Origin of the sequence: Terribacillus halophilus (assembly GCF_900101385.1) — a bacterium.
GTDB lineage: Bacteria > Bacillota > Bacilli > Bacillales > Amphibacillaceae > Terribacillus > Terribacillus halophilus.
Genome location: NZ_FMZB01000009.1, coordinates 127,105 through 142,107, shown reverse-complemented (window position 1 = coordinate 142,107; position 15,003 = coordinate 127,105). Strand labels below are relative to the sequence as shown.

The 15,003-nt window shown below is 42.4% G+C and carries 13 protein-coding genes; 10 read left to right on the top strand and 3 right to left on the bottom strand.

The annotated features are described in order from the left end of the window. Positions 1–82: 82 nt before the first annotated feature. On the bottom strand, positions 83–325 hold the full coding sequence (locus tag BLQ53_RS15155; protein WP_093728148.1) for a hypothetical protein: 243 nt from the start codon (positions 323–325) through the stop codon (positions 83–85). Positions 326–489: 164 nt separating this feature from the next. Between BLQ53_RS15155 and BLQ53_RS15150 the strand changes: the two genes are divergently transcribed. The 5 genes from BLQ53_RS15150 to BLQ53_RS15125 all read left to right on the top strand — a co-directional run bounded on the left by BLQ53_RS15150 (position 490) and on the right by BLQ53_RS15125 (position 6,137). Then, complete coding sequence (locus tag BLQ53_RS15150; protein WP_093728155.1) at positions 490–699, top strand: helix-turn-helix transcriptional regulator; 210 nt, start codon at positions 490–492, stop codon at positions 697–699. Beyond that, the gene (locus BLQ53_RS15145) at positions 680–1,120 is read left to right on the top strand and encodes a DUF3278 domain-containing protein (protein ID WP_170829725.1); all 441 of its coding nucleotides are present in this window, start codon (positions 680–682) and stop codon (positions 1,118–1,120) included. Before BLQ53_RS15150 ends, BLQ53_RS15145 begins: the two co-directional genes overlap by 20 nt. 417 nt (positions 1,121–1,537) lie before the next feature. After that, on the top strand, positions 1,538–3,064 hold the full coding sequence (locus tag BLQ53_RS15135) for an AbgT family transporter (RefSeq protein WP_093728145.1): 1,527 nt from the start codon (positions 1,538–1,540) through the stop codon (positions 3,062–3,064). A 244-nt stretch (positions 3,065–3,308) separates the two neighbouring features. After that, complete coding sequence (gene rlmD / locus BLQ53_RS15130) at positions 3,309–4,712, top strand: 23S rRNA (uracil(1939)-C(5))-methyltransferase RlmD (RefSeq protein ID WP_093728144.1); 1,404 nt, start codon at positions 3,309–3,311, stop codon at positions 4,710–4,712. 489 nt (positions 4,713–5,201) lie between these two features. After that, positions 5,202–6,137: a hypothetical protein gene (locus BLQ53_RS15125; RefSeq protein WP_093728143.1), complete on the top strand. Its 936-nt coding sequence runs from the start codon at positions 5,202–5,204 to the stop codon at positions 6,135–6,137. A 156-nt stretch (positions 6,138–6,293) separates the two neighbouring features. Here BLQ53_RS15125 and BLQ53_RS15120 read toward each other — a convergent pair whose 3' ends face one another. Then, the gene (locus tag BLQ53_RS15120) at positions 6,294–7,184 is read right to left on the bottom strand and encodes a WD40/YVTN/BNR-like repeat-containing protein (protein WP_093728142.1); all 891 of its coding nucleotides are present in this window, start codon (positions 7,182–7,184) and stop codon (positions 6,294–6,296) included. Positions 7,185–7,308: 124 nt separating this feature from the next. Then, complete coding sequence (locus BLQ53_RS15115) at positions 7,309–9,276, bottom strand: methyl-accepting chemotaxis protein (RefSeq protein ID WP_093728141.1); 1,968 nt, start codon at positions 9,274–9,276, stop codon at positions 7,309–7,311. A 292-nt stretch (positions 9,277–9,568) separates the two neighbouring features. On the opposite strand from BLQ53_RS15115, the gene BLQ53_RS15110 reads away from it, so the two are divergent. From BLQ53_RS15110 to BLQ53_RS15085, 5 genes are all read left to right on the top strand, one after another. Further along, positions 9,569–10,618, top strand: coding sequence for an SDR family oxidoreductase (locus BLQ53_RS15110; protein ID WP_093728140.1), 1,050 nt, complete (start codon positions 9,569–9,571; stop codon positions 10,616–10,618). Between the two features lie 29 nt (positions 10,619–10,647). After that, complete coding sequence (locus tag BLQ53_RS15105; RefSeq protein WP_093728139.1) at positions 10,648–11,619, top strand: HD domain-containing protein; 972 nt, start codon at positions 10,648–10,650, stop codon at positions 11,617–11,619. 142 nt (positions 11,620–11,761) lie between these two features. Continuing rightward, a complete protein-coding gene (gene sstT / locus BLQ53_RS15100; protein WP_093728138.1) occupies positions 11,762–13,003 on the top strand; it encodes a serine/threonine transporter SstT in 1,242 nt (413 codons plus the stop codon). A 117-nt stretch (positions 13,004–13,120) separates the two neighbouring features. Further along, the gene (locus tag BLQ53_RS15095) at positions 13,121–13,594 is read left to right on the top strand and encodes a GNAT family N-acetyltransferase (RefSeq protein ID WP_093728137.1); all 474 of its coding nucleotides are present in this window, start codon (positions 13,121–13,123) and stop codon (positions 13,592–13,594) included. A gap of 211 nt (positions 13,595–13,805) precedes the next feature. After that, positions 13,806–14,909 (top strand): hypothetical protein, encoded by a 1,104-nt coding sequence (locus BLQ53_RS15085; protein WP_093728135.1) that lies wholly within the window; start codon positions 13,806–13,808, stop codon positions 14,907–14,909. The last annotated feature ends 94 nt before the right edge of the window (positions 14,910–15,003 follow it).

Here is a 15,003-nt window from a genome sequence, read left to right as displayed (position 1 = left end):
CGTGATCACTCCAATGTTTTCTTTGGTCGGAAATACATTTTGAGTGTACCACGAATGGCCTTTTTAATTGTCCAGCTTAATTTTACAATTCACGTGTTGAAAGTTTCTTCTGCCTTTTTAGCGATATGATATTCAATACAGACCTTACACTGAAATTCAGGAGAAAGATGCTGGGTGGAACATATTGAAGCGAATCAGCAGCACCTGTTTCTCGAATGAAGGCTATATACAGCAGCAATGCTGAAAAGATGGCTGCGAAAGTAAGATTAATTGCCAAAGAAACTAAAAGACGTTTTCTGGAAGGTTTTGTGTTTTTTGCTTCCATAGCTGTCCTCCTAACATGCTGTACGAATAAGTTAATTATACCATTTGTTTCCACTATTAATGCGATTGGGTTTTGGTTATATATTCCACTTGGTGTCATATATAATTGACACAATTGCTGGATGTCACATATAATGTACTTCGGGAATGGAAAGGTTGTATGCCTTGAACAAAGTGAAAGAATATAGAAAACATAGGGATTTAACCCAGATTGAACTTGCCAGAAGGGTCGGGGTTGCCAGACAAACGATTAATTTAATCGAAAATGGTAAATATAACCCGTCTTTATCGTTGTGTATTTCCCTGGCAAAAGAGCTCCTTACAGACCTTAATGCTTTATTTTGGGAGGAAGAGGATGAAGAACAAAATACTTAATCACTTTATTGGTGTAATGGATGATCGAGATGAATATCAGCGGCAAGAAATACATAAAGAATTAGCCTTCTCGGGTATTTTGCTGTGGTATGTAACCATGCTGGTGATGTGTGTAAGTCTTATGATGGATACGATCCATCATGACGTATCCTTAATTACTGTATGTCTTTTTATTATCAATATGGTTTATGCGGCATTGATCACGACAAGAATCAGAAGAAAAAACTTAGATGAAACGGACTGCATGTCCCAAGAGGAATACGAGCAGAAAAAGCGCCATCTAAAAAAATCCACAACTTTTATGGGGGCATTTTGGGGAGCAGCAATGTTCATTAACATGAATTATATATTTCCGTTCCTTTCCAATGAAGATGTAAGTGTCAGCTGGGGATCGTTGGCTTGGATTGTTGGAGGGATATAATGGATGGCTAAGCCAGGAGTTTGTATAACGCATCGGATTACGGCAATCCTAACTCTGTACGAATCAACAAGGAGGGATATTCCATGGTCAAAGACTCCTATGCACCTCGCGAGAAGAAAAATGGCGAAGGTAAGAAACCAGATGAACAAAGAAGAGGGAAAGCAAGATCTAACACACGCGGCGGAAGGAATTAATACATCTGCGTATCATGCATGCAAATTAATTTAAGAATCCTTATTTAGACCTGGTAATCGTGAAATAATCTTTCCGAATGCTAGGTCTTTTTCATGTATGACGGAAGCTGTAACAACTGGAGATATTACCTATTTCATTCAGATAAACTCTTGTCTATACTTAGGGTGTTATTTTTGTACGATTGTTTGAATTTTTAATCTAATCTGAATGGGAGGATTAAACGTGGAACAGTCACAAAAGAACGGTTTTATCATGCGTGCTTTGAATGGTATCGAACGAATCGGCAACAAGCTTCCCCATCCGGTCACTTTGTTTTTCATCTTTGCTGCAATCGTTGTTGTGTTATCCGCTATCTTCTCCGCTATTGGTATCAGTATAGAGGACCCAGTCAATGAGGGAGAAACAATAGCGGTTAAAAACTTGCTGAACGCAGAAGGGATCCTCTATTTATTTGAGAGTGCTGTGACAAACTTCACGAATTTCGCCCCGCTTGGAACTGTTTTGGTTACGATGCTTGGTATCGGGATTGCCGAACGATCCGGATTGATCAGTGCTGCACTTCGTGGCCTTGTCACCTCTGTTCCACGCACGTTGATGACAGCGGCTTTAGTATTCGGCGGTGTTATGTCCAGTATGGCCGCAGATGCAGGATACGTTGTATTGACTCCATTGGGAGCAGTGCTGTTTGCAGGGCTTGGACGTCATCCATTGGCTGGTCTGGCTGCGGCGTTTGCTGGGGTATCCGGTGGCTACAGTGCGAACCTTCTGCTGACTTCGCTTGATCCGCTCCTTGGCGGTATGACGATGGATGCTGCTGCGATCATCAGCCCTGAATATGCGGAGGGCATCAACTATGCGATGAACTATTACTTCATGTTCGCGTCTGTTATTCTGCTTACAATTTTAGGTACGTGGGTTACTGACAAAATTGTAGAACCTCGCTTAGGCACATATAAAGGCAGTGTCGATGAAGATGTCAATTACTTAAAGCCGCAAGAGAAAAAAGGTTTGTGGGCAGCACTTATTTCATTCCTTGTCACACTTATAGGTATTGCATTACTCGTTATTCCTTCTTGGGGACCGTTACGGGCAGGAGAAGCTAATATTATCGATGCACCATTTTTAAATACGCTTGTTCCAGTTATTTTAATCGTATTCTTTATCCCAGGGCTTGTCTATGGGCTGATCACAAAAGAAATCAAAAATGATAAAGATGTCGCCAATCAATTATCGGAAACAATGGCTACAATGGGATCGTACATCGTCTTAGCTTTTGCGGCAGCTCAATTCGTTTCTTACTTCAATGAATCAAACCTTGGCACTGTTTTGGCGGTAAAAGGTGCAGCTTTCATTGATGCAACTGGTTTCACAGGAATTCCTCTAATTCTGACCTTCATTGTCGTATCTGGTTTCATCAATCTGTTCATTGGCAGCGCCTCGGCTAAATGGGCCATCATGGCACCTGTTTTCGTCCCGATGATGATGCTGTCAGGCTATTCACCTGAATTCACGCAGCTGGTGTACAGAATTGCAGATTCAACCACAAATGTTATTTCTCCATTGATGCCTTACTTTGCCATCGTCATCGCCTTCGCCCAAAAGTATGATAAAAAAGTCGGAATTGGAACGCTGGTCTCGACGATGCTTCCGTACTCGATTGTTTTTTCTATCGGCTGGGTATTGATGATGCTGATTTGGATGTGGACTGGGCTGCCGATTGGACCTGGCACTCCAATTGAATATCCTTGATTCTTCATTTGAATGGGACTTGATTCCTGGCTTGGAATCGAGTCTTTTTTTATTTTAACTATATTTTGCTCTTACTCGATTTTTTTTGTAGATATTTTGACGATACTGCTTATTGAAGCTAATGAAATATTTATCTGGCATCCGGCCGCAAAACATGATAAAAAAGTATAGGAATCAATTTAAGAAATTACCTTTCATTTATATGATAGATTAATCGATTCCGTAAGAAAGGAGGAAAAGTAAAATGAAGATTGCACGTGAAGTCTTGGAACCAAGAATCATGGAAACAGAAATCAGCCATCTGGATAATAAAGGATCCGGCCAAGCAGCGGTATGGATTGATAGAGGACAGGATAAGCCGCGTAAAGTGAAACTAACGGTCCCGAAAACACTGCCAGGCGAAAAAGTGCGGGCAACCGTAGCTTGGCCGCACGCGAAAAGATCCAAAGCTACTTTGGAAGAAGTTGTGGAGGCCAGTCCGGAACGTGTTGCCGCACCTTGCCCCCATTTTGATCTTTGTGGCGGCTGTGCATGGCAGCACTGGCAGTATGAAGGACAGCTGAGACAAAAGACAGCTCATGTGAAAGAATCCCTCATCAGCCAAGGCTTTGACCCGGAACTGGTGGAGGACACCATTGGTATGGAAGGGAACCCTTGGCATTACCGCAATAAGATGGAATTCACATTTGCAGCTGATGGCTCGATGGGCTTGCATGAACAAGGGAATTTCCGTAACATCATCCCGCTTGAGACATGTCTGATTGCGGGAAGCGAGATGAAGGATGCTGTCATGGAAGTTGCAGCGTGGGTGAAAGACCAGGAATTGAGCGGATATGATAAAGATACACATGAAGGTCTGCTTCGTCATTTGATGGTCAGACAGTCGTTCATCACCGGCGAAATCATGCTTGGTCTGTTTGCTACGCAAACACCAGATGGAGAATTGACACAAGCGGTCGAGGATTTAAAGCAGCGAATCGAAGAAAAATATCCAAAGGTGAAAAGTCTATTATGGCTTGTCAATACAGACTGGGCAGACCGTACGCAGTCAGAAGATACACATGTCTTGTCAGGACGTGATTTCATCTATGATGAAATCGGAGGCTATCGTTATCGTCTTTGGTTTGATACCTTCTTCCAGACGAACCCGGTACAAGCTCAGAAACTGATCGACCTCGCCCTTGAAATGGCCCAGCCGAAGAAAGATGAAAAAATGCTGGAGCTGTTCTGCGGAGTCGGAACGTTTTCGCTGCCGTTTGCCAGCAGAGTGGACAAACTTGCAGGCATTGAAATCGTGGAAAGTTCCATTGAATCAGCAAAACGAAATGCAGCGGATAACGGTATTTCCAACACTTACTTCCTTGCCGAAAACGCAAGATATGGTATTGACCGCGTGCTGGACCAGCTGGGCACTCCTGATTTGCTATTATTGGACCCGCCGCGTTCTGGTGCAGGCGGTAAAGTAATGCGAAAGATCGGCCGATCCCAACCAAAACGAATCGTTTATGTATCCTGCAACCCAGAATCATTTGCAGTCGATGTCAAGGAACTCGAACAATTCGGGTATACATTGGACCAAGTGCAGCCGGTTGATCTGTTCCCGCATACGATGCATGTAGAGTGCGTTGCTGTGTTAACTTTAAATTAATGAATATTTATAAGAAGCTGATGACCTTCATTTATTAGGAGGGTTGAAGCTTCTTTTTTATTTGTCATCAGGATCCTGCAATAAACGAGCTGGTATATTTTCCTGCTACTAAAAGAAAGTTATTGGAAAAATACGTCAAATACCTGGATGAGCGGATGGCTTTTGTTAGGGGGGTGCAATGAATAATGAAAACGAACAGAATGCACTTTTAGTGCATGCAGAAGTACCTGCATTTCAGGACGAATTTACACGAAGGCTTTCGGTTACTTATGAAGATAGAAGCGATGACCTATAATAAGGACTTGCTATGATTGTTATCAACATTAGTAGGTCCTTTCACTTATTAGATAATAGATTTGGCATGTATATTTGAGATATTATCCTAAGTCGAAAGATGCCATTTTAGGATTTATTGTACTATTATTGGCGATAATTGGAATGGTTTTGTATACTTTTCTCGAGCTATTAAAGCGAGAGGAGTGTTGTTTTTTGAATGATAAGCTAAAATTTTGTGGACTTTTGCTATTCGTTGTATTGATTTCAGGCTGCCAAGCGAGTGCATCGAATTCATACTCTGAAATGTTAAGTCAGAAAGAAGAATCGCAAAAGTTTCATTACCAAGTGACTATGAATGTCGATCCTCCAGAGGATGTGGATTCGGCTTCATCACCTGTCATTGGTAATCTAGCTTGGATTGCAAAGGACTTGGAATTGGGATATGAAGTAAAGGGCGACAATGACGGAGAGCAGTTCGTCATTAATCAGGAGGTACCGCGCAGTGGGTTTGCTGCAATAGAGCCGCAGTTGATGCAAGTTGAGGATGCGTTGGTAAAAGATGATTCTTTCTATGTAAAGACGGAAGATATAATCAATTTTGAGAACAAGCTGGGAACGTATGGTTTTACCTTGGAGGAGAACGCCGATGTGGAAGGAACTTATGTCGGACTTCCTTTAGCGAACGCTCCTTATAATCCTGGAGATGTTCTATTTACAGATAAAGATTATGAAAAGGCTGTCAAAGATGCTGATGTACAAAAGGATGGCGATACTTATAGCTTCAGTGTAGAAGGTAATCAAGCAGAAAAGTATTTCAAAGAACTGATCAAACGTAGTATGACGCAAAGTTTCCCAGGTTCGGTGCAGCTGCTGGAAGAGGGTATGGAGGAGCAAGTGGAGCTTGGGACTGTAAAGGTGGAAGCGAAAGAGAAAGATGGCATTCTTCAACAAGAAAAATATACGATTCCTTTTACGGAGAATGAAAGAAAGTGGCAGATAACCATTGGATTAGCATATTATGATTTGGACTATGCAGGGGACGTAAAGAATGTGGATGATCTTGAGGTCATAACAGAGCAGGAGTATCAAGATTATATTGTGAGTGAGCAAAGAAGGGATATTAATGAAATGCTTAATGCTTTGGACTAAGGCGATTATTTTACGGGTTTGGATCTAGTAAGATTAGCGCTAATGAAGAGCATAACATGAAAAGGACTTCATCTCTTAGAATTGAATATTAACCACCCAAAACACAAGAAGGAAAGGCTTTGTTTCTTATAAAGGAACAAAGCCTTTTTTGTGCTTTTAATAGTAAGAATCATTCTCCCGCCAATTTGCTTCTTCTTCCTCAGTCATCACATCGTCAGGGTCAATCAATCCGGTCATCTCAAATGTGTGTCCTTTATCATCAGAGACAAGTGTAGCTTTCACGTTTCCGCCGTAATAATCACCATTTGTACCTTGTCCCATCGTCATGACGATCTGGTCGTCATTAAACTCTGCTGATTCCATTACCGTAAAGACATCGCGATATATGCCGGGCAAGACAACCTCAAATTGATCCCAGTTCGATCCGCCGTCGGTTGTACGATAATATTCAGTTGGACCTGTAGATCCGAAAGTCATAAAGCCCATGTCTTTGGAGACAAATGTTCCAGTCTGGACAATCCGTCCGCTTGGCGCACCACCTGCGAGAGTCCACGTTTTCCCCCCGTCAGTCGTATGGTAAACTTGGTTGCCTTCGGTTGACATTGTCCTGCCGCCTGACAGAATGACGAAGCCATCTTGTTCACTTGTAAAGCCGATGATCCGTAACCGGACACCTTCTATTGCATCAGGGAGTTCCGCTGTCTCCCATGTCTTGCCTTGGTCAGTAGATGACAAGACAGCCGTTTGCTCAAAACCTCCGATAATAAAAGCGAATCTGTCTTCAGCTAATACATAACTTTGATCAATCAATTCCGTTTTAGAGCCTTGGTATTCTCCTTCAAAAAGCTCGTCGACTTCAACAGGGACCTTTGTCCAATCCTCACCGCTATTCGTAGTCACTTGCAGACCTGCTTGGTCGATTGTATACGTAATAGCTGGACCAGTATGTGTTTGGGCTGGTGGTTCTATGATTGCTGGAGCAGCATCTTCTTCCTGGCAGCCGGCTAATAGAAGTAAACAGAGACAAAAACCCAATATATATCGCATTTTCTACTTCCTTTCTATTATTCTATTTTATGGTACATGGAAAAAGGAGCGCAACCAGTATTTAAATATGGAATAAAAGGTATATGTTCCAACAAAAAAGAGCCCTTAAAAAAGGGCTCGATTCCTATAATTTAAACATCCTCAATGAAGATTGCAGTTCTTCTGCCAAGGAGGATAAGGCGTTCGCAGCTGCGCCGATTTCTTCCATGGAAGCTAATTGCTCTTCTGTGGAATTTGCCATTGTTTCGGAAGCAGATGCGCTTTCTTTGGCAATGGATGATAGTTCATTTGCGCGTGCTGCCACTTCCTGAATGCTTGCGGCTATTTGTTCGGAGATGGCTGCCACGTCTTCCATTTTAGGTGAGATATCATAGACGCTTTGGATGATCTTTTCGAATTTCTCTGTTGTTTCATTGGAAGCAGCAATGCCGCTCTCCACACTCTGCGTCGCAGATTCCATCACTTTGACGGATATCTGTGTATCTTCCTGGATGGAATGGATAAGTTTTTCGATTTGCGTAGCTGACGCTTGGGATTGTTCAGCTAATTTCCTTACTTCGTTGGCGACCACAGCAAACCCTTTACCGTGTTCGCCAGCACTTGCGGCTTCAATGGCAGCATTCAGTGCCAGAAGATTCGTTTGATCAGCGATTCCAACGATGACATTCACGATACCGCCGATTTCTTTTGAACGTTCTTGCAAAGAGTGGATGGTTTTATTCGATTCCGTCACGGATTCATAAATGGTGTTCATTTGCTGGACAGTCTTGCTGACGGATTCTCCGCCATCTTTGGCTTGATCAGATGCCTGAACTGTAAGGTCTGTTACGGATTGCACGCTTTCGGCTACTTTATTGATGCCGGCTGCGATTTCGTTCAAGGCTTGGGCGGTATCTTCCACGTTTTTCTTTTGCACTTCGGCACCGTTTGTAATTTCCTGTACACCTGCTGCTACTTGCTCGGTCACAGAAGTAGTCTGTTCGGCACTGGCCAATAATTCCTCTGAAGATGCAGCTACATGACCGGATTCATCTTCTACTTTTCTGATCAAATTGCCTAGGTTATCAATCATTTTATTAAATGCATTGGAGACAAGTCCTAGCTCGTCTTTTGATTTTACATCGACTTTTTCTGTAAGATCCCCTTCACTGACTTTTTCAGCGGTATTTTTCAATACATTTAATGGTTTAATGATGGAACGGATAACAGAGAAAATGATCAAAGCCCCGATCAGCAAGGATACAACGACAACAATAATTCCTGTAATTAGGATAGGTGCTGTAGCATCGGAAATTTCAGTGCGTGACATGATCCCGGATACTTTCCAGCCGGTCGTTTCATTCGTCGTAAAGACTAATTCTCTTGCCTCGCCATCTTTTTCGTATTCGAATTCACCTGATTCGCTCTTATATTGCTTGTCAAAATAAGAGCCTTCCGCTCTAATGCCGGACTTTTCATTTGGATGGACGATGACATTCTGGTTTTCATCCAGCACCACTGCAAATCCATTTTTACCGATATTGATTCCGCTGACTGTCTCTTGCAGTTGTTTCAAATCGACGTTCATGGCCACGACACCGGAATTATCCTCTGTAGTCGCTGCGATTGTCACTACTGTGTTCTTTGTCGAGCTGGATTCATATGGTTCGGTAATAATGACATTTCCCTTACTTTCCATCGCTTCTTTATACCATGGCCGCTCTCGTGGGTCGTAATTTTCATTTCTCTCGTTATTTGGAGACTGAATCATAAGTCCGTCAGTCGTACCGACAAATACGCTCTCGAGTTCCGGATGCAATTCGATATATTGATCTAGTTTGGTTCTTACTTCAGGGCTTTTCATGCCATCATACATCGATTGGTTTATATTATTGGAAAAGAATTGTGTATCGTGCATTTTTGGCTGGATTGTATCATCAATGATTCCATTTAATATGTTGACATTTTCACCGGCACTTCCTATCAATTGTTCCGAAAGTTCATTTTTTGCGCTCGTATAAGACAATGCCCCAACGAGTATACTCGGGATGATGAGTATTGCAATAAAAGCAATAATAAGTTTGTTTTTGATGCTAAGTGTAAATTTTTTCATTACCTGAATTCCTTCTCTCTGTTTGCTTTCTTTCTTCAATCCGATGGTTGAAACCCTATATTCCTAATTTCGGTGATAAGTAGAGAATGTTTACTTTTTTTAAATAAACTAAGTAAAACTAAGATGATATCCATATATTTTATGGTACTTTTATACTTTTATATATCCTAAAAATGTAAAGTAATTAAGGCGGGATGGGTTATGGAAGTTTTAATATCTGCATAAGTAATATGTATGGCTCCATGATGAAGTACCATACTAAACCCCAGAGGAACTATTAGGAGCGTGAAGTATGAGTGAATTAAGTGTCAGCAAAGAAGAACGGCAAACAAAGTTAAAGAATTTAAAAGATCAAGTTATTGTCATAACAGGTGCATCCAGCGGAATAGGACTGGTAACAGCCAGAATGGCAGCTGCAAAAGGCGCGAAAGTGGTATTGGCAGCAAGGAACGAAGCAGCGCTGAGGGAATTGACAGATGAATTGCGAGAGGCTGGACATGAGGCTGTATATGTGCGGGCCGATGTCGGAATTGAAGAAGATGTAGTCAACATTGCAAAAAAGGCGTTACAGGAGTTCGGATATTTCGATACTTGGGTCAATAATGCGGGTGTGACCATATATGGCAATGCAATGGATGTTAGCGATCAGGATATGAAGCGACTGTTTGCAACGAATTATTGGGGTGTGGTCTACGGATCGAGAATAGCCGTTCGTCACTATCTAAAGCGGCGTGTTCCTGGGGCATTGATTAATGTCGGCAGTATATTCGGTGATAGGGGGACACTTGTACAGTCTGCATATGCACCTTCAAAATTTGCTGTGCATGGTTGGACGGAAAGCTTGCGGATGGAAATGGAAAGAGAGGATACGCCGATATCGATCACGCTCATCCATCCTGGCAGGGTAGATACACCATATAATGAACATGCCAGAAGTTATCAGGAGTTTCAGCCTGTCCATAAAGGCATGATGTATCCTCCGGAAGCAGTTGCGGAAGCTATTTTATATGCGGCAGCGAATCCAAAAAGGGATATTTACGTAGGCGCACAGGCGAAAATACTGCAGTTCTTGGGTTCAAATTTCCCAACCCTTACAGATAAACTATGGGAAGCTGTTTTTCCTCAGACGCAGTACGACGAGAGGAGGAAATCGAACACTCCGGAAGAGAGTAATCTGTATCACGCTGGTTACGGGATGCATGAGCGGGGAACGAATATAGGATGGAAGCGGAAATGTAGTATGTTCGTTAAAGTGGCTAAGCATCCTGTACTTACTCGGATAGCAATAGCCGGGGTAAGCGCTTGGGTCTTGACGAAGGTGATGGGGAGGGATCATGATTAGATTGTAAATACTGGAATAAGGAGGTAAGTATGAAACGAGATACACTCATACAAGAGCCGTTATATCCACCGATAAAGCCCCATCAATGGGAAGGAGAACTGTTTCAAAGCACATCGGTCAGGCGTTTGAAGCATCTGGCACACTTTGGTGCTGGTTCTCTTGTTACATCTGTTGTTCACAGCAGGTTTGAGCATACCGTGGGCGTCTGGAAGTTAGCGGCGCATTTCTTTCCTGATGACGATTTGCTGAGAGCGGCGGCGATTCTTCATGATATAGGTCATTTGCCATTTTCACATGCTGTGGAAGAAGCACTCGAATATGATCATCACCAGATTACAGAACAATATATTCTTGGGGAAGATATTACCAAGATTTTGGGGAATGCATCCATTGAATCAGCAGATGTAGTTGAATATCTACGCAACCCCTCTGTCCTGACTGGAAGGAATCATGTGCTTGGAATTGACCATCTGGATAGTTTTTTTCGGGATACATACATGTTCTGCAATACAGAAGTGCCACCGCATCATATACTGCCTAAATTGACATGCACCGAGCAGGGCATCGATACAGATTTGGAAACGGGGTTATATTTATTAAAGCTGATCAAACAAGATCACGAACTCTTTCTATCCCCCTTTTTAGTCGGTGCGGACCGATTACTGGCAGAAGCAATCAAGTCCCATTGGAATGAGCAATCAGGCGATGCTGACAGGCAAGTCTTTGCCAAGCTTACTGATATGGATGTGGTAGCGATGCTGCAATCTTCCTCTTCCTTCCATGCTAAACGCATCATTCGTACATTACTCTATGAATCTGACAAGATAAATATATCCGAGCCACGGGGCTATCCTATCCATATCCGTAAAATCTATGCAAAAGCACCTCAATGTAATGGACAGCGTTTAACGGAAATAAGCAAAGAAGCGCATGAGTTAATAGATGGCTTGTCAGACCTGACATTCAATCGTCATGTATCCATCGATACGCAAGCAGTCTGACAATATATGAAAATGAGCAAATTATCTTGTAATCCCATTTAAATAACACTATAATTGTTCTTATCTTAAAGACAGTTGTCCTTTCAGGGTGGACTAAACTTACTTCTCCCTTAGTACAGCATAAGATAGTGAGGGGATTTTCATGAGAAACGTTTTTAAACTGTGGAACCGGTTAAGTCTGGTGCAGCAGATTATTATTGGTCTTATTGTCGGTATCATTCTGGGGGTTGCTACTCCGGATGTTGCACAGCCCGTAACCATTTTAGGCACTTTGTTCGTCGGTGCTTTAAAAGCAATTGCGCCAGTTCTAGTGCTGTTCTTGGTCATGGCGGCTATCGCACAGCATAAAAAAGGGCAGCAGACGAATATGAAGTCTATAGTCGTCCTTTATCTTGTAGGTACCTTCGCAGCAGCAGTTGTGGCGGTAGTTGCCAGCTTCATTTTTCCAATCAGCTTGTCACTTGCTGAACGACCTGAAGATGTCGCGGCAGCTCCTGGCGGCATAGCCGAAGTACTGCAGGCGGTGTTATTGAACATCGTGGATAACCCGGTCAATGCGCTCGTGAATGCTAACTATATCGGGATCCTAGCTTGGGCAGTCCTGTTCGGATTGGCACTGCGTAACACATCCGATACAACAAAGTCTGTCATTACTAACTTCTCGGATGCTGTGTCCAAGGTGGTTACTTGGGTTATTAAACTGGCTCCGGTTGGAATCATGGGTCTGGTATTCACATCCATTGCGGAGAACGGCCTATCGTCGCTAGCAAGCTACGGTCAGCTGCTGGCATTGCTGCTTGGCTGCATGTTCTTCGTAGCACTTGTTGTCAACCCGCTTATCGTCTACTTGCTAATCAGGCAGAACCCTTATCCGCTTGTGTTCACTTGCTTGAAAGAGAGTGGTGTGACAGCATTCTTCACTCGCAGTTCAGCGGCGAATATACCGGTGAATATGAAGCTGAGCGAAAAGCTTGGCTTGAACAAGGACAGCTACTCGGTGTCGATTCCACTCGGTGCAACGATCAACATGGCCGGTGCAGCAGTTACAATCTCGGTACTGACGCTCGCTGCTGTTCATACAATGAATATCGAGATTGATATTGTATCGGCAATCTTGCTGAGTTTACTGGCAGCTATCAGCGCGTGTGGTGCTTCTGGTGTAGCAGGTGGCTCCTTGCTTTTGATCCCGCTCGCAAGCAGCTTGTTCGGTATTCCGGCAGACGTTGCCATGCAAGTAGTGGGAGTAGGCTTCATTATCGGCGTCGTGCAAGACTCCGCCGAAACAGCGCTCAATTCTTCTACTGATGTGCTGTTCACAGCTGCAGCTGAATACAGGGAGAGACGTAAAGCTGGGAAAAAAGTTAATGCCGATCAAACGGCCTAATGAAAAAACTGCATCTTTAATTAGATGCAGTTTTTTCGTGTGGAGATAAATACATACATACTTCTTTGTTATATTTAATTAAATTATGTAAGTATACTAGATTATTGGAGAATAGACATGATTCATATAAGAAAAGTAAAGAAGTCTGAGGAAGCAATGCTTCATAACCTTATGCAATTTTACATTTATGACTTTAGTAAATACATCTCCGAGATCAAACTCGAGGACGACTGTACGTATAAACCGTTTGAGCTAAGTCAGTACTGGGAGGAGAAAACTCATCATGCCTTTTTCATCTGCCTGGATGCAAAGATTATTGGTTTTACTTTGGTTGATATTGAAGAAATAAATAGGGTACTTGAGTTCTTTGTCCTAGCAAGCTATCAAAGTAAGGGAGTCGGGAAAGCGGCGGCCAGAAAGTTATTTGAATCTTTCAGTGGATACTGGAAGGTCTCGCAAATAGAAAAGAATTATCCAGCGAAAGCCTTTTGGCGGAGCTTGATTTTCGATGTTACGAATGGAGAGATGGAGGAAGAGTATAGGGAAGGGAAGTGTATTCAATCATTTCATACAAGTTCACTTTCTATATAATCTCGTATTAAAACATGGAGCATTCGCTATCATAAAACCTTTATATAATGCCAGCTCCATTCATAGCAAGGTATTGGATTCTTATACTTAGATATTGCTGCTCTGATTTCAAAGGAAAGAGAATGAATTCAAAGATTAGCCTTTCTTCACCTTTCAGTGAAATGGTATGATTTTCTAGTAGTGTAATAATTCCAGTAAGAGGAGTCATAACTTGCCAAAACAAAAGAATCGCTCTAAGAGAATCTACTCGTTACTCATATGGAAGAATCTGCTTTTCGACAGTATCTATACCATTTTGCTGCTGTTGTTTTACTGGTTGGCTTGGCGGTTGATAGATACCATTACATATATTGGACAGCTTCGGACAAATCTCCCTTTGCTCGCTTTGTGTGCTATCGTTATTCTTTCCCTGTTATGCCGAGTATTTTGGATATATCGCAAACAACGATTCTTACTTGAATCGGATCGGTCCATCGTGTTAACGAACGAGAATCTGTGTATTGGGGAAAAGAAATTTCCATTAGCAAACCTACAATATATCCGTACATATAGGAAGGGCTTTATTTTTCGTTTCAAAAATAATATCTTGATCCCGGTTGAGGGAAATCAAGACATCTCATTCCTCAAGGGAAAGGCAAAGATACCCGGGCTTTGGCTGTTAGCCTTAGCTGTGTTTTTACTCATCACGGTAATGGGAGCTTATAAAGTCTATTACAATGCAACAGATTTTCACGGCGCGCTCAGTTGGAGACTGGAACGCATGGCGTCGGAGGAAAGAGCAAAGCTTGGCAGCGATAATTTCTATGAGGTAGGGATTGAAGGTATCATCGGCGCGGTGGATGACAAAGTGGGGCTGGAGCCTTATTTGATGACGGATAGTCTGGAAATAGAATTTGATGAAGATGGAACGATGACTAGTATCTATGCGTTTATAAACGGATATGACGAGAACAAAGTCCACCGGCATAATTATTTAATCTATAACAATGATGGCGGCGATAACGTGATAGTCGACAAACAGGAATGGAATGATGATCGATATCCATATGTACCGGAGAATGACCTGAAGTATGTGCTGGATATGATGCAGTCTATTCCTGTGCAGGAAGTCGTTGAGCAGAAAGGCGAGAAACATAATGCAATTATGTATAAAGGGGTGCGTGATTGGGCGTTTCCTGAGAATTTGCAGTATGTGACAAGAGACGGGGAGATTTACCCACCTGATTTGGGGTCAGTCAGTGGACCGACAATCTCTTTATATGTACCAGGAAAAGAGGAGGAAATTACGCCCTATAGATATGTATGGAAAGAATGATAATATGACTGTTGGTGTCTACAAAAGGAACCTGTCATAAAATGAGTTGAGAGAAGCATGCGATTTTGCACATGCTTCTTCTTTCTTGTTAAAA